The organism is Nocardia sp. NPDC003999, from assembly GCF_053604885.1.
The window spans coordinates 1-19,782 of sequence record NZ_JBSGIB010000004.1 but is presented as its reverse complement, the minus strand read 5'-3'; the positions used below and the strand labels follow the sequence as shown (position 1 = coordinate 19,782).

Annotated in this window: 19 protein-coding genes; 9 read left to right on the top strand and 10 right to left on the bottom strand. The window is 67.7% G+C overall.

The window, feature by feature from the left end; genetic code table 11:
- Positions 1-25 precede the first annotated feature (25 nt).
- The 4 genes from ACWESM_RS10475 (at position 26) to ACWESM_RS10460 (ending at position 4,275) form a co-directional block, all read left to right on the top strand.
- Positions 26-955 carry a carbohydrate ABC transporter permease gene (locus ACWESM_RS10475; RefSeq protein ID WP_355078852.1) on the top strand — a complete coding sequence of 310 codons (930 nt, stop codon included), beginning with the start codon at positions 26-28 and terminating at the stop codon, positions 953-955.
- Between the two features lie 71 nt (positions 956-1,026).
- Positions 1,027-1,818 (top strand): carbohydrate ABC transporter permease, encoded by a 792-nt coding sequence (locus ACWESM_RS10470; protein ID WP_452491779.1) that lies wholly within the window; start codon positions 1,027-1,029, stop codon positions 1,816-1,818.
- A 19-nt stretch (positions 1,819-1,837) separates the two neighbouring features.
- Entirely contained in the window at positions 1,838-3,166 is a 1,329-nt protein-coding gene (locus ACWESM_RS10465; protein WP_452491471.1) for an ABC transporter substrate-binding protein, read from the top strand.
- A gap of 26 nt (positions 3,167-3,192) precedes the next feature.
- Positions 3,193-4,275 (top strand): ABC transporter ATP-binding protein, encoded by a 1,083-nt coding sequence (locus ACWESM_RS10460; protein WP_355078850.1) that lies wholly within the window; start codon positions 3,193-3,195, stop codon positions 4,273-4,275.
- 49 nt (positions 4,276-4,324) lie between these two features.
- On the opposite strand, the gene ACWESM_RS10455 is transcribed toward ACWESM_RS10460, so the two are convergent.
- From ACWESM_RS10455 to ACWESM_RS10445, 3 genes are all read right to left on the bottom strand, one after another.
- Positions 4,325-6,343: a M13 family metallopeptidase gene (locus tag ACWESM_RS10455; protein WP_452491469.1), complete on the bottom strand. Its 2,019-nt coding sequence runs from the start codon at positions 6,341-6,343 to the stop codon at positions 4,325-4,327.
- Positions 6,344-6,465: 122 nt separating this feature from the next.
- A complete protein-coding gene (locus ACWESM_RS10450; RefSeq protein WP_355078848.1) occupies positions 6,466-6,840 on the bottom strand; it encodes a DUF397 domain-containing protein in 375 nt (124 codons plus the stop codon).
- 10 nt (positions 6,841-6,850) lie between these two features.
- Complete coding sequence (locus ACWESM_RS10445) at positions 6,851-7,702, bottom strand: Scr1 family TA system antitoxin-like transcriptional regulator (RefSeq protein ID WP_355078847.1); 852 nt, start codon at positions 7,700-7,702, stop codon at positions 6,851-6,853.
- A gap of 134 nt (positions 7,703-7,836) precedes the next feature.
- Here ACWESM_RS10445 and ACWESM_RS10440 point away from each other — a divergent pair, with 134 nt between their 5' ends.
- Positions 7,837-8,361 (top strand): hypothetical protein, encoded by a 525-nt coding sequence (locus tag ACWESM_RS10440; protein ID WP_452491467.1) that lies wholly within the window; start codon positions 7,837-7,839, stop codon positions 8,359-8,361.
- Here the strand turns inward: ACWESM_RS10440 and ACWESM_RS10435 are convergent.
- The gene (locus tag ACWESM_RS10435; protein ID WP_355078845.1) at positions 8,330-8,833 is read right to left on the bottom strand and encodes a DUF4190 domain-containing protein; all 504 of its coding nucleotides are present in this window, start codon (positions 8,831-8,833) and stop codon (positions 8,330-8,332) included. The two genes, ACWESM_RS10440 and ACWESM_RS10435, sit on opposite strands and share 32 nt — an antisense overlap.
- A gap of 113 nt (positions 8,834-8,946) precedes the next feature.
- Positions 8,947-9,735, bottom strand: coding sequence for a pirin family protein (locus tag ACWESM_RS10430; RefSeq protein ID WP_355078967.1), 789 nt, complete (start codon positions 9,733-9,735; stop codon positions 8,947-8,949).
- A 235-nt stretch (positions 9,736-9,970) separates the two neighbouring features.
- Here ACWESM_RS10430 and ACWESM_RS10425 point away from each other — a divergent pair, with 235 nt between their 5' ends.
- Together ACWESM_RS10425 and ACWESM_RS10420 are read left to right on the top strand one after the other, a co-directional pair.
- Entirely contained in the window at positions 9,971-10,435 is a 465-nt protein-coding gene (locus tag ACWESM_RS10425; protein WP_355078844.1) for an NUDIX domain-containing protein, read from the top strand.
- Between the two features lie 62 nt (positions 10,436-10,497).
- Positions 10,498-11,847, top strand: a complete 1,350-nt coding sequence (locus tag ACWESM_RS10420; RefSeq protein WP_379249605.1) for an MFS transporter — start codon at positions 10,498-10,500, stop codon at positions 11,845-11,847.
- On the opposite strand, the gene ACWESM_RS10415 is transcribed toward ACWESM_RS10420, so the two are convergent.
- Positions 11,840-12,310: a hypothetical protein gene (locus ACWESM_RS10415; RefSeq protein WP_355078843.1), complete on the bottom strand. Its 471-nt coding sequence runs from the start codon at positions 12,308-12,310 to the stop codon at positions 11,840-11,842. The two genes, ACWESM_RS10420 and ACWESM_RS10415, sit on opposite strands and share 8 nt — an antisense overlap.
- A 242-nt stretch (positions 12,311-12,552) precedes the next feature.
- Here ACWESM_RS10415 and ACWESM_RS10410 point away from each other — a divergent pair, with 242 nt between their 5' ends.
- Positions 12,553-14,238 carry a DUF4185 domain-containing protein gene (locus ACWESM_RS10410; protein ID WP_355078842.1) on the top strand — a complete coding sequence of 562 codons (1,686 nt, stop codon included), beginning with the start codon at positions 12,553-12,555 and terminating at the stop codon, positions 14,236-14,238.
- On the opposite strand, the gene ACWESM_RS10405 is transcribed toward ACWESM_RS10410, so the two are convergent.
- From ACWESM_RS10405 to ACWESM_RS10395, 3 genes are read right to left on the bottom strand one after another with little or no spacing between them, the layout of a single operon-like run.
- On the bottom strand, positions 14,208-15,065 hold the full coding sequence (locus ACWESM_RS10405) for a 5-oxoprolinase subunit C family protein (RefSeq protein WP_452491464.1): 858 nt from the start codon (positions 15,063-15,065) through the stop codon (positions 14,208-14,210). The two genes, ACWESM_RS10410 and ACWESM_RS10405, sit on opposite strands and share 31 nt — an antisense overlap.
- Positions 15,062-15,769: a 5-oxoprolinase subunit B family protein gene (locus ACWESM_RS10400; protein ID WP_364434327.1), complete on the bottom strand. Its 708-nt coding sequence runs from the start codon at positions 15,767-15,769 to the stop codon at positions 15,062-15,064. Before ACWESM_RS10400 ends, ACWESM_RS10405 begins: the two co-directional genes overlap by 4 nt.
- Positions 15,770-15,778: 9 nt before the next feature.
- Positions 15,779-16,534: a LamB/YcsF family protein gene (locus tag ACWESM_RS10395; RefSeq protein WP_364434330.1), complete on the bottom strand. Its 756-nt coding sequence runs from the start codon at positions 16,532-16,534 to the stop codon at positions 15,779-15,781.
- A gap of 139 nt (positions 16,535-16,673) precedes the next feature.
- On the opposite strand from ACWESM_RS10395, the gene ACWESM_RS10390 reads away from it, so the two are divergent.
- Complete coding sequence (locus tag ACWESM_RS10390; RefSeq protein WP_364434333.1) at positions 16,674-17,489, top strand: hypothetical protein; 816 nt, start codon at positions 16,674-16,676, stop codon at positions 17,487-17,489.
- Between the two features lie 5 nt (positions 17,490-17,494).
- On the opposite strand, the gene ACWESM_RS10385 is transcribed toward ACWESM_RS10390, so the two are convergent.
- The gene (locus ACWESM_RS10385; RefSeq protein WP_364434336.1) at positions 17,495-18,955 is read right to left on the bottom strand and encodes a CCA tRNA nucleotidyltransferase; all 1,461 of its coding nucleotides are present in this window, start codon (positions 18,953-18,955) and stop codon (positions 17,495-17,497) included.
- Between the last annotated feature and the right edge of the window lie 827 nt (positions 18,956-19,782).

Here is a 19,782-nt window from a genome sequence, read left to right as displayed (position 1 = left end):
TGCTCCGGTCCGTAGAGTCACCGCCGTGCGTACCAGGCCGGAGCGAGTACTGCCGCAGCCGCCGGGACGCGGTCTGCGCCACCGTCCTTGGCGGGACTACGCCCTCTTCCTGGTCTTGGTGCTGCCGAATCTCGCGCTCCTGGCGCTGTTCGTCTACCGGCCGCTGATCGACAACATCCGGCTGTCGCTGTTCGATTGGAACATCTCCGATCCGATCGCCACATTCGTCGGTTTCGACAACTACCGCGAATGGTGGAGCAGGCCGGATTCCTGGGACATCGTCACCAACACCGTCGTGTTCACCCTCGCGGCGGTGGCGGGCAGCATGGTGCTCGGACTGGCGCTGGCGCTGCTGCTGGATCGGAAGCTGTTCGGCCGCAACGTGGTCCGCTCGGCGATCTTCGCGCCGTTCGTCATCTCCGGCGCCGCCATCGGCGTAGCTTTCCAGTTCATCTTCGATCCGAGCTTCGGCCTGATCCAGGACGCACTGCATCGGCTCGGCGTGCACGACGTGCCGGACTTCTACCAGAATCCGCGGTGGGCGCTGTTCATGGTGACGGTGACCTACATCTGGAAGAACCTCGGCTATACCTTCGTCATCTATCTGGCGGCGCTGCAAGGCATCCGGACCGATCTGATGGAAGCCGCGCAGATCGACGGCGCGAGCTCCTGGACGACGTTCACCAAGGTCTTGCTGCCGCAGTTGCGGCCGACCACCTTCTTCCTGTCCATCACGGTGCTGCTGAATTCGTTGCAGGTCTTCGACATCATCAACGTGATGACCCGCGGCGGCCCGCTCGGCACCGGCACGACGACCATGGTCTACCAGGTCTACCAGGAGTCCTTTCGCAATTTCCGGGCCGGCTACGGCGCGACCGTGGCCACCGTCATGTTCCTGGTGCTGCTCGTGGTGACGCTGGTTCAGGTGCGGGTCATGGATCGGGGACAGCAGTGAAAGACGTGGGCGTGCAGACGCTTTCCTATCGGCGCAGGCAGCGGGCGGTGACTCTACTCGGCTACGCGGCGATGGCATGCGTGCTGATCATCGTCGGCGTCCCGCTGTTCTGGATCTTCATCACCTCGTTCAAGGCGAGGCCCGACATCTACGTGCAGCCCGCCGTGTACTGGCCGTACAGCTGGCACCCGGAGAACTACCGGGAGGCCACCACGACGCTGCCGTTCTGGACCTTCCTGCGCAATTCGCTGATCATCACCGGCGTCGTCTCCGCGGTGAAGTTCGTGCTCGGCGTATTCAGCGCGTACGGCTTGGTGTTCCTGCGTTTTCCGGGCAAGACGGTGGTATTCCTGGTGATCATCGCGGCGCTGATGGTGCCCAACCAGATCACGGTGATCTCCAACTACGCGCTGATCGCTCAGCTCGGCTGGCGGAACACTTTCCAGGGCATCATCGTTCCGCTCTGCGGCGTCGCCTTCGGCACCTTCCTCATGCGCAATCACTTCCTCTCGCTGCCCTCGGAAGTGATCGAGGCGGCGCGGATGGACGGCGCGAACTGGTGGCGGTTGCTCACCAGGGTGGTGCTGCCGATGTCCGGGCCGACCATGGTCGCCTTCGCGGTCGTGACGCTGGTCAACGAATGGAATGAATACCTCTGGCCCTTCCTGATGGCCGACGACACGACGGTCGCCACCTTGCCGGTCGGCCTGACCTTGTTGCAGAACACCGAGAACCCGAGCGTCACCAATTGGGGACCGGTCATGGCGGGAACTCTGCTGACCATGCTGCCGATCCTCGTGGTCTTCCTGGTGCTGCAACGCCACATGATCAAAGGCCTCACCTCCGGTGCGGTCAAGGGTTAACCGATCAAGGAGAAACCACGTGTCCACTGCACAGTTCCCGGCGCTGACCCGGCGCGGATTCCTCGGACTGACCGGCGCGCTCACGGCGGGAGCGGCGCTGACCGCGTGCGCGGGCACCGGAGGCGGCGGCAAACAGTCCGGCGACGCCAAGACGCTCACCTTCTGGTCCAACCACCCGGGCACTTCGAAGGAGCTCGAGACCGAACTCATCCGTCGCTTCCACGAGAAGTACCCCGACCTGACGGTGAACCTGGTCGACGCGGGCAAGAACTACGAAGAGGTGTCGCAGAAGTTCAACGCGGCGCTGTCGGGCGGGGATCTGCCGGACATCGTGGTGCTCTCCGACGTCTGGTGGTTCAACTACGCGCTGAACGGCACCATCGAACCGCTCGACGGCCACTTCGCCGACGCGGGCGTGCGGCTGGACGACTACGTCGACTCCCTGGTCGCCGACTACCAGTTCAACGGCAAGCACTACGCACTGCCCTACGCCCGCTCAACCCCGCTGTTCTACTACAACAAGGACGTATGGAACCGGGCCGGCCTGCCCGACCGCGGCCCGCAGAGCTGGCAGGAGTTCGACGAGTGGGGCCCGAAGCTGCAGGAGGTCGTCGGCGAGGGCAAGCTCGCGCACGGCTGGGGTGACGCCAAGAACTATCTCGCCTGGACCTTCCAGGGCCCGAACTGGACCTTCGGCGGCGCGTACTCGGACAAGTGGACGCTGAAGTTCAACGACCCCGGCACCATCGCGGCGGGCACGTTCCTGCGCAACATGATCAACGCCAAGAGGTACGCGGGCATCAAGCCGCAGATCGCGGTGGACTTCGGCACCGGCGTGATCGCCTCCACCATCGCCTCGACCGGCGACCTGCGCGGCATCCAGAAGAACGCCGAGGGCAAGCTGACTTTCGGCACCGCCTTACTCCCGCATCCGAACGGACCCGGCGTCACCACCGGCGGTGCGGGCCTGGCGATTCCGGCGCGCATCTCCGACGAGCGAAAGGTGAACGCGCTGAAGTTCATCGAGTTCGTCACCAACGCGCAGAACACCGCGTACTTCTCGCAGGGCACGGGCTACATGCCGGTGCGCAAGTCGGCCGTGAACGACCAGAGCGAGCAGGACTTCCTCGCGAAGAACCCCAACTCGAAAGTCGCGATCGATCAGCTGCCGTTGACCAAGTCGCAGGACTACGCCCGGGTGTTCGTACCGGGCGGCGACCAGATCATCGGCACCGGCTTGGAGCAGATCGGTCTGCAGAACGCCGACGTGGCCGCCACGTTCGCGAACGTCACCAGTCAGCTGCAAGCGATCATCGATCGGCAGATCACGCCGAAGCTGCCGAAGTAGCGCTCGTCCCGAGGAGACCGACAAGCATGGCCACCGTGCAGTTCGAAGGCGTCACGCACCGGTATCCCGGCGCGCAGACGCCTGCCGTCGACCAGCTCGAACTCGACATCGCCGACGGTGAGTTCGTCGTGCTCGTCGGTCCGTCGGGATGCGGCAAGTCGACCAGTCTGCGCATGCTCGCGGGCCTGGAATCCGTTGCCCAAGGGCGCATCCTGATCGGCGGCAAGGACGTCACCGGATTGCCGCCGCGGGCACGGGACGTGGCGATGGTGTTCCAGAGCTACGCGCTGTATCCCAATATGACCGTCGCGCAGAACATGGGCTTCGCCCTGCGCAACGCGGGCGTGAACAAGGCCGACACGCTGGTGCGCGTCCGCGAGGCGGCGAAGATGCTCGAGCTCGAGCACCTGCTCGACCGCAAGCCCGCCCGGCTGTCCGGCGGGCAGCGGCAGCGCGTCGCCATGGGGCGGGCCATCGTTCGGCGTCCCCAGGTCTTCTGCATGGACGAGCCGCTGTCGAACCTGGACGCGAAACTGCGGGTGAGCACGCGCTCGCAGATCGCGGCCTTGCAGAAACGCCTCGGCACCACCACGGTGTACGTCACCCACGACCAAGTAGAGGCGATGACCATGGGTGATCGGGTGGCGGTGCTGCGCGAAGGCAAGTTGCAGCAGATCGCCGCGCCGCGCGTGCTCTACGACGATCCGGTGAATACCTTCGTGGCGGGATTCATCGGCTCACCGGGCATGAACCTGCTGGAAGCGCCGGTGCGCGACGGCGCGGCGGTGCTCGGCGACCTACGAATACCGCTGCCGCCCGCCGCGAGATCTCGCGCCCGGGTGGTAGTCGGGGTACGGCCCGAGTCCTGGGAGGTCACCGCGGAGCCCGCCGACGGCCTGGCGGTGGACGCCGAACTGCTGGAAGAACTCGGCGCGGAGTCGTTCGTCTACAGCCACGGCATCGCCGAGGACTGGAACAGCCGCTCCGGGAAGGTCGTCGCGCGCGTCGACCGCCGCTTCCAGGTGCGGCTCGGTGACCGGTTGTATCTTCGGCCCAGACCGGAGGACGTCTTCTTCTTCGACGCGGGGACGGAGGACCGCCTGCGCTGACCACTCGCGCGGCCGAGACGGTCCAGTCGGACCGCCTCGGCTCGAGGAACTACCAGATTTTCACGCGCTCAGAGGGTTCCAGGTACAGCGCGTCGCCGGGTTTGACATCGAACGCCTCATGGAAGCTGTCGATATTGCGCACCACCGCATTGCAGCGGAACTCCGCCGGCGAGTGCGGGTCGGTGGCGAGGCGGCGGATCGCCTCCTCCATCCGTGCTTTAGTGCGCCACACCTGCGCCCACCCGTAGAACACCCGTTGCAGGCCGGTGAGCCCGTCGATCTCCGGCGCCGCGGCATCGCCCAGCGAGATCTTGTACGCCTGCAGCGCGATGGACAGACCGCCGAGGTCGCCGATGTTCTCGCCGATGGTGAACTGCCCGTTCACCGTGTGCTCGTCCGGCAGGTCCTTGGGGGAGAGCACGTCGTACTGCTCGATCAGCGCTCGCGTCCGCTCACCGAATTCGGCCCGGTCCTCGTCGGTCCACCAATCCACCATGTTGCCGTCGCCGTCGTACTTCGCGCCTTGGTCGTCGAAGCCGTGCCCGATCTCGTGACCGATCACCGCGCCGATGCCGCCGTAGTTGGCCGCGTCGTCGGCATTCATGTCGAAGAACGGCGGCTGGAGGATGGCGGCCGGGAAGACGATCTCGTTCATGCCCGGGTTGTAGTAGGCGTTCACCGTCTGCGGGGTCATGAACCATTCGTCGCGGTCGACCGGACCGCCGAGCTTGTTCAGATCCCGATCGTGTTCGGCCGCGTAGCCCCTGCGGTAGTTGCCGACCAGATCGGCCGGATCGATCACCACGCCCGAGTAGTCCCGCCACTTGTCCGGATAGCCGATCTTCGGGGTGAACTTCTCCAGCTTCGCCAGCGCGGCGATCCGGGTGCCCTGGCCCATCCACTCCAGCTCGGCGATATTGCGGCGGTAGGCCTCCTGCAGATTGGCCACCAGCTCGACCATGCGGGCCTTGGCCTGCGGCGGGAAATGTTCGGCCACATAGATCTTGCCGACCGCCTCGCCGAGCAGGTCTTGCACCAGCCCGACGCCGCGCTTCCAGCGCTCCCGGTTCTCCTCCGCGCCGGTGAGCGTGCGGCCGTAGAAGTCGAAGTTCTCCTCGACCACCGCGTCGGTCAAATACGGCGCCCGCGCGCGGAGCACCCGCCAAGCCGCCCACGCCTGCCAGTCGGCGAGCGGCTCGTCGGCCCACAGCCGCGCGAACGCGCGCAGGTAGTCCGGCTGGCGGACCACCACCTCGGCGAACAGCTCGGCTCCTGCCGCGTCGACGCCCTCGGCCAGCGCGGCCGTCCACGCGGACCAGTCGAACTCGGGGTTGTCCGCGGCCAGCGCGTCGAAGGTGGTCAGGTTGTACCTGAGTTCGGCGTCCCTGCGGCGCACCACATCCCAGTGCCCGGCGGCCAGTTTCCGCTCCAGCTCGAAGACCCGTGCGCCGACGGTGTCGAGTTCGTCCGGGAGCAGTCCGGCGACCTGCGGGTCGGCGGCGGCCAGGGCGAACATGCGGTCGATGTGCGCGATGTACTTCGCGCGGATCTCGGCGAACTCGTCCTGCCGGTAGTACGACTCGTCGGGCAGGCCGATGCCGGACTGGGTGGCGTGCGCCAGATAGCGGTTGGAGTCCTTGTCGTCGGTGTCGACGAAAACGGCGACGGCGCCCCCGACGCCGGTGCGCTGCAACCGGCCGAGCAGCGAAGCGAAAGTACCCTTGTCGCCGACCTCCGCGATCGCGGCGAGTTCGGCGGCGATCGGCGCGAGCCCGGCGGCGGCCACCGCGTCGGTGTCCATGAAGCTGGAGTAGAGGTCACCGATCTTGCGGGTCTCGCTGCCCGGTTCGGCGTCGCTCGCCGCGGCATTCTGGATGATTGCCTGCACGTCCAGCTCCGCCTGGTCGTACAGCGCGCGGAAGGCGCCGTCCACGGCCCGGTCGGCGGGGATCTGGTGGTCTGCCAGCCATTTGCCGTTGACGTGCGCGAACAAGTCGTCCTGCACCCGCACGTCCTCGTCGAGGTAGGACAGATCGATACCGGAAGGACGGGTCAGTTCGGAAGTCACGGTGTCCAGTATGCCGACAAGCGCGTGCGTCGGCCGTGCGCGACGACCTCGAACCGTCTTTCCTGGTCTGTTCGCCCACGTCGATGTGGGGAACGCGCGGAGCGTGCGAGTCCTATGGGAAGTCAGGCGGGCAAGACGACACGATCGAATTCGCCGTCGTGCGCGCCCAGCAGGAAGGCGTCCCACTCCTCCGGTGTGTAGGTGAGCGTGACTTCGCCATGGCGCAGTGTGGTGTGGCCGTCGGCGGCGGGGTGCGCGCTCAATTCGCCATCCGATCGCCCGCGGATGCGTACCGCGTCGAGGAACGCGGTCCATTCGGCTGCGGTGACGGTGATGACGGGCTCTTCGGCATGGCGGTTTGCCGGGTCGCGGCGATATTTGCTGTCACGGATGAGCACCGCATCACCATCGAACCGGACCTCGACGCATTGGTTGCCATTGTTCGATCTGGTCGATGTGAACCAGCCGGTGCGTACCGGCCGTGCGGTGATGGCCATGGGCAGGATTTTACACGCGGGAATAGCGCCTGATCAGGGCCAATGACTCCACTCTCGACAAGGATTGGTCCACCGCGCGCAGGTAGGCGAAGCGTAGATCGCGGACCAGATCCGGGTCCTCGACGGCCCCGCCGAACACCGCGCTCTCCACCCAGCCGAAGGTCGGCAGCTGTTCGCCCGCGAAGTCGATGAGGTGGAAACTGGATCCGCCGAGCACCGCGCCGGCGGTGGCCGCGAACGGGATCACGCGCACCTCGACGGTGTCGAGTTCCTCGATCAGGTCGGCCAGATAGTCCAACTGCCCGCGCAGCACGTCCGGACCTCCGGTCTGCTGTAGCAGCGTGCCCTCGCCGAAGACGGCGGTGAGTTCCACCGGGTCCGCGCCGCGCAGCCGCTCTTGGCGCCGCATCCGGATCGCCACCAGCTGCTCGACCTGGACCGGCCGGATCATCACGTCGGCGCTGATCAGCGCGCGAGCGTAGTCCTCGGTCTGCAATAGACCCGGCACGACGAGGCTGTCGTAGCTGCGGATACTCTGCGCGCCGGATTCCATGCCGTACAGCCGTTGCAGCTCGGGTCCGATCAATGCCGAGGACTTCGCCCACCAGCCACGCTGCTTGCTGGCCTCCAGCAGGGCCAGCAATTCCACGCGCTCCTCGGCTTCCACGTCGAGCAGTTCGAGCACCGGACCGATGGTCTTGGTGGTCAGTACCCGCCTGCCCTTCTCCACGTGCGACCAGTTGGCCGGGGTGAAGCCCACCTGTCTGGCGAAACCCGCGGAGTCGAACCCGCGCTGTTCCCGCAGTTCACGCAGCCGCAGCACCAGCTCCCAGCGGGCAACGGTAGGCGAGACGGGTGCCATGTGTCGGGATGCTACGCCGACTCGGACGCGCGGGGCGGTGACTATTGTCAAGCATCTTGCCCGCGACTAGGGTCGAGACAGCGATCGATTCTTCCGAGCACGCGTCCCACCACTGCGAGGCGAGGTTGTTCGTCATGGGTACATCGCGCATCGAATCGGGCAGGCATCTCGCGTCCACGGATTTCCCGTCGATCCAGGACGCGTTCGCTCGCTGCCGTCGCTATCGCGGCGACCACGGGCTGTACGGACTCGTGGACCCGATCCTTGGTCGCATCATGCTGGAAGTCGGCTCGGTCGGAGCGGTCGTGATGCCCGCGGAGTTCGGCCGCCGGGTGCTCGAGCGGCTCGCCGCCGGTCCCGAACCTCGGCCCGGCCCGGTCATCGCGCATCCACGCGCGTGCCGCTGGACCTTCCTGACCGGCCCCACCGACAACTCGTATCTGGACACCGGGCTGTTCGCCGACCTCTTCCGGATCTGCGCGTCGATCGCACTGCCGGGCAGCCACATCGTTCTGCCGTCGCCCGCCGACGAGCACGGCGGCTACCGAACCTGGGTCGTGGCGCCGTACGGCGACTTTCGCCGCGACTTCGCCGAGGTGATCGCCACGACCCGGGCGTGCGCCTCGGCTACCGGGGCGTCGGCGCGGATGGCGGAGTGAGGGTGACGCTGTACTTGTCCTGCAGCTTCTGATTCCACTCGCGCTCGCACTGCTCGATCTTGGACTGATCGTTGTTCGCTTTGTTCACGCAGTCCACGAAGTCCTTGCCGCCTGAGTTGATGAAGAAGTTGTAACCCACGACGGTGAGCAGCACTGCGCCGACGATGCCGAGCGCGCCGAGGACGATGCCGGTGATCGCCATGCCCATACCCCCCGCGGTGCCCGCGCGGGCCTTGAACACCGCGACGATGCCCAGGATGACCGCGAAGATGCCGCAGAGATAGCCGCCGATGATCGTCCAGAAGAACAGCAATGCGAGGATGCCGAGCACCAGCGCGGTGATCGCCAGGCCGCGGCCCTTCGGCGATTCCTGCCAGTAGTCGGGCCGGCCCGGATACTGGCCGCCCGGCGGCTGTGGGTATTGCCCCGGCGGCGGGTACTGACCGGGCGGCGGGGGCGGATATTGCGACATGGACTTCCTCTCCGTCGGTGCCTCGCGATGCTCGGTCCGGACGAGGTGGTCCGGGGTGCGCGGCGGTCGCCTACTGATCGCGCTTCCCGAGGACGGATGTTAATGCGAACCGGCTACTGGGCGCCGAGCCGCGCGTGCATCTCCCAGATCAGAACTTCCGACGGCTGCCGCGCCACCACGCGTTGGCCACCTGACCTGGTCAAACGCACCGCGTCCCCCTTATACAACGGGCCGACACCCTCCATGTCCACCTCCCCGCGCGCTACGAACAAGTGCAGGTACGGCGCATCGGGTAGGTCGATCACTTGCTCGGCGCCCGGCTCCGCGCTCGTCATGCGCGCCACGTGCAGCGCCGAATGGCTGCTGTTGATGGCGATCGCGGTGCGATCGCGGTAGCGGGGCAGGCCCGAGGCGACCGTGACCAGACCGCCTCCCGCGAGTTCGTCGTCGATTTCGAGCTGCTCGTAGCCCGGGGTCAGCCCGGGCTCGTCGGGCACCACCCACATCTGCACGAAATGCACCGGCTGCTCGTGTTCGGGAATGCGGCCGTCCAGACGCCACGAGTCGTTCTTCTCCGAATGCAGGATGCCGGTGCCCGCGCTCATGCGCTGGGCCAGGCCCGGGTAGATGACACCGCTGTGGCCGAGGGAATCCTGATGCACCAGGCTGCCACCGAGCACCCAGGTGACGATCTCCATGTCCCGATGCGGGTGGGTGTCGAATCCCTGCCCGGGGGACACGATGTCCTCGTTGTTGACCAGCAGCAAGCCGTGGTGGGTGTTGTCGGGATCGTAATGTTCCCCGAAGGAGAACGAATGCTTCGAATCCAGCCAGGAGACCCGCGTCTTCATGCGGTCGCCGCCGCGGTGGACATCGATGTGTGGTGTCGTGAGTGTGGACATCATGGTCCTCCTCTCGGGACCGTGCACCGATCGCCATTCAGGGTAGGAGCACTTCCGCCGCGGTACTCCGCATTCCTAGTAAATTGTGCCGCACTCGGCATTTTACGCGAGCGACCGGAAGGTGAACGGCAGGCGAGCAGAACCAACCGGTACGTCGAAACGTCGGGCCACCTCGTCGGATATCCCGGCCCGGCCCCGATTGCCAAGCGTCACAACGACAACCGGAGGTAGCGACGTGCTGGACCCCGATGACCTCGCCCTGATCGAACAGCAACTCCGCAGCGAAGCACACCGGGATGGCATCGCGCATTTCGTGGTCGGCGTCGCCGTGTTCCGCGAAGGCAGGCTTCTGGTGGTGCGCCGCGTCGCCGACGACTATCACGGCGGTATGTACGAACTGCCCGGCGGTGGCGTCGAAACCGGCGAGACATTCGCCGAGTGCGTCGAACGAGAATTGCTGGAGGAAACAGGGCTGCGGATGCGCGCGGTCCTCGACTTCCTCGGTGGATTCGATTACGCCACCCGTACCAAGTCGAAAGTGCGGAAATACAGCTTCGTCGTGGAGGCGGAACCCGGCGATGTCGCCCTCGCGCCGGGCGAGCACGACGCGTTCGCCTGGATCGACGCGGGCACGCTCGACGAGCTGCCGATGGCGCCGGACATGCGCGCGACGGTGAGCACGCTGGTCGACCGGGTCTGAGACGCTGTCGGCGCCGACGCGCGTGGTGCGGCGTGGTCGGCGAACACAGTACGCTCGCGAACGTGTCGACTGGTCACGCCGAAGGCCTCACTCCCGCAGAGCAACGGCCGGGTGGACTGCGCGCAACACTTCGGCAGAGCCCGGGCGTGTCGCGGCTGGCCGTGGTGCGTTTCGCAGGGCAATTCGGCGACGGGATGTTCCAGGCGGCCCTGTCCGGCGCGATTCTGTTCAACCCCGAACGGCAGACCGATCCGCTGGCCATCGCGGCGGGCTTCGCGGTGCTGCTGCTGCCGTATTCGCTGATCGGGCCGTACGCGGGCGCACTGCTGGATCGCTGGGACCGGCGCACCGTGCTGCTGGTCGCCAACGTGCTGCGCGCGGTGCTGATCGCGCTGGTCAGCGCAGGGCTGCTGGCCGGGGCCGGCGAGACGCCGCTGCTGTTGCTGGCTTTGGCGGTGGTGGGCGTCAGCCGATTCGTCCTCGCGGGCGTCTCGGCCGCGCTGCCGCGCGTACTGCCGCAGGCGTGGCTGGTGCCGATGAACTCGGTGCTGGCCACAGTGGCCTCCGGGTGCGCTGGTGCCGGTGCGGCCGTCGCGGTGGGTGTGATCGGACTGATCGGGGCGGGAGACTTCGCCTCGGCGGTCGCGGTGGCGATCAGCGGTATCGGGTCGCTGCTGGGCGCGGCGCTGGCGGCGGGGTTCCGGCCGCGCGTGCTCGGCCCGGCGCCCGGCGCGGCGAAGGGCGACAACACCGTGCACGCGATCGCTACCGGGCTGCGTACCGGGGCCACGGCGGTGTGGGAATCGAAAGCGGTCACGACGGCGATGCTGGGCATCGGTACCCACCGGATCGTCTTCGGCATGAATACGCTGATCATGGTGCTGGTGCTGCGCCAGACCCCGGTGGACGGCTCCGGGCTCAGTGGTGGCCTGGTCGGTTTCGGCGTCACGATCGCCGCCACCGCTGCGGGCATGCTGGTGGCCGCCGTCGTCGCGCCGCTGCTCATTCCGCGGCTGGGCCGCGCGCGCACCGTGGTGGCCGGTCTGATCACCGCGATGCTGGTGCAACTCACGCTGGTCACGCCGATCGCGTTCGCCGACTCGGGCGCCGCGGTGGAGCGTGCGCACGAACTCCTCTTGATCGGTGCGTTCCTGCTGGGACTCGCCGGGCAGACGATCAAGCTGACCGGTGACGCGACCATGCAGATAGACATCGACGACGCCCGCCGCGGCCAGGTGTTCGCGTTGCAGGACACGGTGTTCAATGTCGCGTTCGTGCTGGCGATCGTGATCGCGGCCCTGATCATTCCGAACGACGGCCGATCGGCGATCGTGGTGCTGGCCGGCGCCGCCATCTACGCCGCGGGGATCGTGGCCATCGCGCTGAACACGCGCCGCCGCGCGGTCAGCTGAGCAGCGGATCGTCGCCCGGGTCGCGCCGGTCGCGGTTCAGGTGTGCGAGGTGCTCGGGCAACGCGTCGTCCTCCGAACGATCGGCATCCCGCCGCGAATCCGATAGTCGTGCTTCGCCGAGCAGACGATCCGGCGCCTCCGTGTCCGTGCGCACGCTCCAGTCCAGCGGCTCGCTCGCCGTATCGCCGGGTAGGCCGGTGATCTGATGGTTCCACGTGCCGAGGCCTGTGGGATCGGTGAAGAAATGGTCGAGCACGCCGTCGTCGTCCAGATCCAGCGCGGCGATATCGGCGCGGCCCGAACCAGCCGAATCCCACAGCGCGTCATCGGCGATGCCGTCTCCGTCGAAGTCCAGCCGCACCGCGTCGGCCGCGCCCGTGTCGCCGAGTTCCAGGTCGGCCTCGCTCGTCCAGACGTGCACGACTCCGTCACCGGTGCCGAACACGTACTCGATCTCGTTCATATGTCCTTGGACGCACGCGGCCCGGCGCCGGTTCCATTGCGCGGGTCTTTTTCGATTCGCCGTCCCCGTTTCCAGCGGTTGTTCCGGTAAGTTGGCTCGTCAGCAGCCGACCGACAGGAGACAACACGACATGGGTTCTCCGGTGCACGACCCCGATGCGGTACGAGAACTGCTGAGCGCGTGGGAGGCTCGGTCCGCCACCGGACATCCGATCGCCTGACGAGCGCGGCCGGGCCGACCTGATGCGCGCATCCGGAAGCAAATCGCCTTGTGTACCCGCCTTGTTCGGCGCACTGCTCGCCGGCGTCCTCACCGTACCGACGCCCACCGCGCAGGCCGCACCGTTTCCGTGGGCGCCGCCGCCGGTCAACAGTTGCGGTGAAGTCGGTTTCGACCCGCTCAACCGCGAACCCGATCCCGCGCAGCCTCCGCCGCCACCGCTGCCGCCGCAGATCGACATTCCCGTCCCGATCCCGGAACTCACTCCGGTCCCCGTGCCCGACCCACCGCACGACAACACACGGATCGTCCCGGATCCGCTGCCGGAGAATCCGTGTGAAAACCCGTGCCCGGACATCAGGGACTACCCCGCACATCCCGAGCCCGATCCCGATCCCAGCCCGACGCCCGAGACGGGCACCGACGAGAAACCCGGCTCCTCCGGCTCGTCATCCGGATCCGGTTCGGGCAGCGGTTCCGGCTCCGGTTCGAACGATGACTCCGGTTCTTCCTCCGGTTCCGGGTCGCCGGTCAAACTGCCGCGCATCGAATTCAAGCCGGAGACCGAGCCGATTCCGGTCCCGGTTCCCGGAGGGCCCGGTGAGGAGCCACAGCCAGCTCCGCCACAGGTCGTACATCCGGCCGAACCCGGCCCGCTCGCGGCTCCGGTGGCCGCGCCGACGGTCGAGTCGGTCCAACTGGTCGGCCAGGTGACCGGACACGGCTCGGAGAACCGCACCGACATGCGCTGGCAGGTCGACGGCACCGATCTCGGCCTCATGTGGGAGACGACGCCCGGCGAGATCGCCGTGGTTTTCGGCGACACCTTCGGCAAAGGCTGGGGTGTCGGCGGCGCGGGCAACGACGACCAGGACTGGCGCAGCAACGTCATCGGTTTCAGCACCGACCGCGATCTGTCCGACGGCCTGACGCTGGACACCTTCGCGCAGGACAGCCGCTGCCACGCCGCTGAGATCCTGGGCAGCCGCAAGATCAAGAACTGGGAGACCACCACCATCCCGACCTCCGGGTTCGCCATCGGGAATCGGCAGTACCTCAGCTACATGTCGGTGAACAGATGGAGCCGCATACCGGGTCTGTGGTGGACCAACTACGGCGGCCTCGCCTATTCCGACGACCGCGGGCGCACCTGGAAGAAAGACCAGCACGCCAAGTGGGAGAACCTGTTCGGGCTCGGCAAGTTCCAGGTCGCGGCGATGGTGCCGCAGGGCGATTACGTCTACATGTTCGGCACACCCAACGGACGCATCGGCACGATCGCGCTGGCGCGTGTGCCGAAGCACCAGGTGCTGAACAAGTCCGCGTATCAGTATTGGGTGGGCGGCACCTGGGCGCCCGCCGCCGAGAACGAGGCCACCCCGTTGGTGCTCGGCATCGCCAGCGAGCTCTCGGTGCGCTACGACCGGAAGACCGAGCAGTGGCAGATGGTGTACCTGGATTCGGCCCGGGGCGCGATCGTGCTGCGTACCGCGGCGAGCCCGCAGGGTGCGTGGACGGACGCGATCCCGCTGGTGTCCACCGCCGACTACCCGAAGTCCTACGGCGGGTTCATCCATCCGTGGTCGACCGGCGAGGACCTGTACTTCATGCTCTCGGCGTGGGACAGCTACAACGTGTACCTGATGCACGCCCGGCTCCAGCCGGGAGCGAACCGGGGTCAGCCCGCCCGCACGAACCGCACGGGTTGACCGGGCCGCGTCTGCGCGATGGCGTCGACGTCGGCGTCGACGACCACCGCGACCACCGGATATCCGCCGGTGACCGGGTGATCGGCCAGGAAGACGACCGGTTGTCCGCTCGGCGGCACCTGGATCGAGCCGAGCGCCATGCCTTCGGTCGGCAGTTCGCGGGTGACCTTCCTGGTCAGCGGCGGGCCGGTGCGACGTTCCAATCGGGCGCCGATCCGGTCGGTGTCGGGGGAGATCTCCCACTCGCCCGCGAACAAGGCCGTGGCGTCGGCGAACCAATCGTCGCGCGGACCGAGCACGGCGCGCACGGTGACGACGTCCGCGGGTAACTCGGCGACAGGGGCGAAGTCCACGACCGGGATCGTGTGCGGAGAAGATCCGACCGGGAGGCGATCACCTTTCCGCAGCGGTTCCGGCCCCAAACCAGACATGGTGTCGCGGCTACGGGAACCGAGCGTCTCCGGCACGTCGATGCCGCCGCGCACCGCGACATAGCTGCGGAGCCCGACCGACGTGTAGCCCAGCCGCAGCGCCTGTCCCGGTTCGAGTTCCAGCACGCTCGCGTGACCAACGGGCCTGCCGTCGACGGTAGCGGGGGCCGGAGCACCCGTCACCGCCAGCATGACGTGCTCCTCGGCGTGCAGCGCGAGGCCACCGAGCAGCACTTCGATCGCCGCATGCCCCTCCGGGTTGCCGACCAACCGATTGGCCAGTCGCAGCGACCCGCGATCCGCCGCCCCCGCGGGCCCGACACCGGAATCGAACCAGCCCGGCCGCCCGAGATCCTGGATGGTCGCCAGCGGACCGACCGCTTCGACGACGATCATCCGCCGTCCCTCGCGTCGAGGAATCGAACCGTGGCGCCCGCGCGGATCAACGCGGGCGGGTCGCGCTCGACATCCCACATCCTGAGGTCGGTGGTCCCGATCAGCTGCCACCCCCCGGGCGTGCTCCGCGGATACACCGCACTGTATCCACCGGCAAGGGCGACGGCGCCCGCCGGAATCGATGTACGCGCCTGCGCTCTGCGCGCGACGGACAACCGTCCGTCAGGCGATTCCAGGTAGCCGAAGCCCGGCGCGAATCCGACGAATGCACACCGCCACACCGTCCCGGTGTGCGCGGCGATCACTTCCGCGGTCGTGACGTCCAGCATCCTGGCCACTTCGTCGAGGTCGGCGCCGTCGTAGCGCACCGGAATCGACACCGGTTCGACGCGGAGAGCTTTGTCTGCCGATGTTCCACGGGAAACAGCGGCCGACCGCTCGGCGTTCAAGGTGACCAAGAGCGTGGTCAGCGACCGGTGCACCGCTTCCGCGGCGCGCGGTGAATCGAGCGTCAGAAGTACGGTTTCCGCGGCCGGAAGGAAGTCCTGCACGCCGGGTATCGGACGCTCCCGCAGCGCGGTGACGAGCTCCACCACCGTGTCTCGCCGAGGGGGAGTGATCAGCAACGCCCGATCACCCGCCGACCGGATCGCTTCCTCGGCCGCTTTCCGCTGCGCGTGCGTCACCGCGCCCGTCGTCTTCATCTCGCGGCCTCAGCCGAACGACTCCACCGGCACCCCGACTTCGTCCAGCGCGGTGCGGATGTGCCGGGCCATCTCCACCGCCGCGGGCGAATCTCCGTGCACGCAGATACTCGCGGCGTGCACCGCGACCTCGCCGGATCCGTCAGCAGTGCGCGTGGCTCCCGACTTGGCGATCGAGATCGCTTGAGCCACCGCGTCCTGCGGCCCCAATACCGCCCCCGGCGTGCCGCGCGGTGCCAGCGAGCCATCGGGGGTGTACGCGCGGTCGGCGAATCCTTCTCCGACGAAGCGCACCCCGGCAGCCTCCGCGGCCGACTCCAACTGCGTTCCGGCGGGGCCGAGCAGGGCCAGCCGCGGGTCGTACTCCGCCATCGCGGCCAGCACCGCATCGGCCAGCTTCCGATCGCGCGCGGCCGAGTGATAGAGGGCCCCATGCGGTTTCACGTAGCGCACCCGGTCTCCTGCGGCCTTCGCGAAAGCGTCGAGGCCGCCGATCTGATACAGCACCTCGTCGCGCAGCTCACCGGGCGCGACGGCGATCTCGCGCCGACCGAAACCGGCCAGATCGCGATAACCCACATGGGCGCCGATCCGCACTCCCTTCTCCACCGCGAGCCCACAGGTCCTGCGCATGATCGCGGGGTCACCCGCGTGGAATCCGCAGGCGATGTTCGCGCTGGTGACGATGTCGAGCATGGCGGCGTCGTCGCCCATCGTCCACGGCCCGAAGCCCTCGCCGAGATCACTGTTCAGATCCAGCGCCATGTGCGTCCTCCCAGCGGTGTGTGACCGGCCTTTCGATTCTCGTGCTCGAGCGTTCACCCAGGCAAGGACGGCCGATCCGCGCGACCTGGGTCACAGCGCACGAGTCCGGGGCCCCGGGCCAAGTACGCTCGATCCAATCATGGCCACGTATTTCGATCCGAAGTCCTGGTCGCCGCTTCGGGCCGTCGATCTCGGAAAGCGCCTGTTCGATCAGTCCTGGCTGGAGCAGTGGGTCACGCTCAGCACGGCCTGGATGGATCCGGTCGCCGACCTCGGCGCGGGCACCGTCACAGCGCTGCTGCCGGACGTGCTGATGACCATGCTCAGCGAGGGCATCCTGAGCCGGTTCGGCGGACAGGAGGTCAGCGCGACCCTGCTCGGTCACAACCTGCACGCCACCTTGCAAGTGCTGAAGGTGCGCCGTCGCGGCGCGCACTTCCAGACCAAGACCGTGCTGTCGCGGCTGCGCTGGGACGATCACCCGATCGAGTCCGTGACGGTGATCGCGCACGGCGTCCGCCTGATTCCGGGCGTGCCGACGAAGGTGCGCACCGCCCGGCTCGACCTCATCGGCACCGTCACCACGGCGGCGCTGGTCGGATGGCTCAACACCCAGCCGCTGGACTGGGACTTGGACGTGCACTCCGGCGGGCTGATCCGAGCAAGGCACCGCAGACGACTGGTCACCGCCCTGGTGGACGCGTCGGTCACGGACAACCGCCTGGACATCGCGGTACGGCGAGTGACCTGGCTCGGCTTCCGCGTTCCGCGCCGCATGATCGACGTCCCCGTTCTGCCACTGGAGCACCTGCCCGAGAACGCGCGGATCGTACGCGCCCAACGGGAAGGCGACCTGATCCGCTTCCGCGTCGAACTGCCGGAAATCGCCGGGTCCTTCGACCTCGCCCAGATGCGCTCGGCGATCCTGGCCGGCACCACCCTGATCGTCTTCTGACCTGCTCAGGCCTGCGTCTTCCACCATTCGAGCAGCGCCGCCTCGGCTTCGTCCCGGCTGAGCGGGCCGTGGTCCAAGCGCAGTTCCTTCAGATGGCGCCAGGCCCGGCCCACCTCGGGGCCCGGGGGCAGGCCGAGCAGCTCCATGATCGCGTTGCCATCCAGGTCCGGGCGGACCTTGGCCAGATCCTCCTGCTCCCGCAACCGCTCGATCCGCGTTTCCAGTTCGTCGTAGGTGGCGCGCAGCGCGGCGGCCCTGCGCTTGTTGCGAGTGGTGCAGTCGGCCCGGACCAGCTTGTGCAGGCGGGGGAGCAGCTCGGCGGCGTCGGTGACGTAGCGACGGACCGCGGAGTCGGTCCACTGGCCCTTGCCGTAACCGTGGAAGCGCAGGTGCAGGAAGACCAGCCGGGCGACGTCCTCGGTGAACTGCTTCGGGTACTTCAGCGCGCGCAGCCGTTTGCGCACCATCTTCGCGCCGACCACCTCGTGGTGGTGGAAGCTGACGCCACCGCCCGGCTCGTTGCGCTTGGTGTCGGGCTTGCCGATGTCGTGCAGCAGCGCGGCCCAGCGCAGCACCAGGTCGGGGTCGCCCTCCTCCTGGTCGATGGCCTGTTCGAGCACGGTGAGCGAATGCCAGTAGACGTCCTTGTGCTGGTGGTGCTCGTCGATCTCCAGCTTCATCGCGGGCACCTCGGGAAGCACCCGCTGCGCCAGCCCGGTCTCACACATGACGTTGATGCCGTCGATCGGATGCGCCCCGCCGATCAGCTTGTCCAGCTCCACCCGCACCCGCTCGGCGGTGATGCGGTCGATCTGGTCGGCCATCTCGGTGATCGCGGCACGGACGCGGGGATGCGGCTCGAACCCCAGCTGGGAGACGAACCGCGCGGCGCGCAGCATCCGCAACGGATCATCGTTGAACGAATCCTCCGGCGCGGCAGGCGTGTCCAGCACGCCGTCGAGCAGCGCGGTCATGCCGTCGAGCGGATCGACGAACTCCAGCGCGCCGTCCGCGCCGATCCGCACCGCCATCGCGTTCACCGTGAAGTCGCGGCGGACCAGGTCTTCCTCGAGCGAGTCGCCGAAGGTCACCTCCGGGTTGCGGGATACCCGGTCATAGCTGTCGGCGCGGAACGTGGTGATCTCCAGTTGCTGCCGGTCCTTGGCCGCGCTGACCGTGCCGAACGCCAGGCCCCCGGTGTCCCACAGATGGTCCGCCCATCCGCGCAAGATGTCCTGCACCGCGTCCGGCCGCGCGTCGGTGGTGAAATCCAGGTCGGTCCCCAGCCTGCCGAGCACCGCGTCCCGCACGCTGCCACCCACCAGGTACAACTCGTGCCCCCGGGCCGCGAACATCTCGCCCAGCGGCGTCAGCACATCCGACAGCCCCCCGAGCGTCACCGCCGCGGCGGCCAGCAATCGGGTACGTCTATCCAGCACAGCGTCCTTGGACTTCGGCGCAACCACGAATGAGCAGCTTACCGAGCCGCGCCAACGGTTATCGCAGCCAAGTCCGCCGCGGCAGCCCAGATATATAAGGACACCGACATCAACCCAGCCAGCGGCGCCCGCACACCCGTCAGCCACTCACCGAATCCGCTCCGTGCACCGAACCAGTTCGAGCCGAGACGCCGGTACCTCCAAGCCACAGGCCTGCGGTGACCGCCGATCGCTCGGAGGCGCGTGCACCGAACCACGAAGGTCCGGGCAGAACGAAGCCCGGCATCCGCCTGCGGCGGAGCGACCCGAACAACCGCGAACGCACACATCGACCAGCCAACACATCCACGACGCATCACCAGCACCAATCGACATGCGCCCAGCACTACACACCGAGGTCCGGATACTTATCAGCGCCCCGGCGCACCTCGACCACGACCTTCGAGCGCAGCGAGACCGAGCATCCGTCGTTCGCGGCCCGGCTCCCGCCCAGGTGACCGCCTCGAAGTCGCCAGCGGCCGTCACCCGCACGAAGGCCGCGGACACACGGCTCGAAGTCGCGGCCGAACGAATACCGTCCTGAACCGAGCATCCGCCGATCACCGCCCGTGCCGCGCAGAACGACCGTCAAAACCACGTCGAACCACACCCTGCCGACCGATCCGACACCCGGCCGCCCCACTCGCCCACACCCGGTCCGCGCTCCGGCACCTACGCGCCCAGCGCACCCTGACCACGACTTTCGAGCGAAGCGAGACCGAGCATCCGTCGTTCGCGGCCCGGCTCGCGTTTGCGCGGCCGCCGCGTACGCGACGAAGGAGCAAGCGGCCGTCACCCGCACGAAGGCCGCGGAC

Excerpts from the sequence above, each read along its gene's own strand:
- ACWESM_RS10405 (WP_452491464.1), bottom strand. The coding sequence starts at position 15,065 with ATGATCGTCGTCGAAGCGGTCGGTCCGCTGGCGACCATCCAGGATCTC.
- ACWESM_RS10430 (WP_355078967.1), bottom strand. The coding sequence starts at position 9,735 with ATGTCCACACTCACGACACCACACATCGATGTCCACCGCGGCGGCGAC.
- ACWESM_RS10450 (WP_355078848.1), bottom strand. The coding sequence starts at position 6,840 with ATGGCCATCACCGCACGGCCGGTACGCACCGGCTGGTTCACATCGACC.
- ACWESM_RS10415 (WP_355078843.1), bottom strand. The coding sequence starts at position 12,310 with ATGAACGAGATCGAGTACGTGTTCGGCACCGGTGACGGAGTCGTGCAC.
- ACWESM_RS10395 (WP_364434330.1), bottom strand. The coding sequence starts at position 16,534 with ATGGCGCTGGATCTGAACAGTGATCTCGGCGAGGGCTTCGGGCCGTGG.
- ACWESM_RS10390 (WP_364434333.1), top strand. The coding sequence starts at position 16,674 with ATGGCCACGTATTTCGATCCGAAGTCCTGGTCGCCGCTTCGGGCCGTC.
- ACWESM_RS10440 (WP_452491467.1), top strand. The coding sequence starts at position 7,837 with ATGGGTACATCGCGCATCGAATCGGGCAGGCATCTCGCGTCCACGGAT.
- ACWESM_RS10435 (WP_355078845.1), bottom strand. The coding sequence starts at position 8,833 with ATGTCGCAATATCCGCCCCCGCCGCCCGGTCAGTACCCGCCGCCGGGG.
- ACWESM_RS10460 (WP_355078850.1), top strand. The coding sequence starts at position 3,193 with ATGGCCACCGTGCAGTTCGAAGGCGTCACGCACCGGTATCCCGGCGCG.
- ACWESM_RS10410 (WP_355078842.1), top strand. The coding sequence starts at position 12,553 with ATGCGCGCATCCGGAAGCAAATCGCCTTGTGTACCCGCCTTGTTCGGC.
- ACWESM_RS10445 (WP_355078847.1), bottom strand. The coding sequence starts at position 7,702 with ATGGCACCCGTCTCGCCTACCGTTGCCCGCTGGGAGCTGGTGCTGCGG.
- ACWESM_RS10470 (WP_452491779.1), top strand. The coding sequence starts at position 1,027 with ATGGCATGCGTGCTGATCATCGTCGGCGTCCCGCTGTTCTGGATCTTC.
- ACWESM_RS10400 (WP_364434327.1), bottom strand. The coding sequence starts at position 15,769 with ATGAAGACGACGGGCGCGGTGACGCACGCGCAGCGGAAAGCGGCCGAG.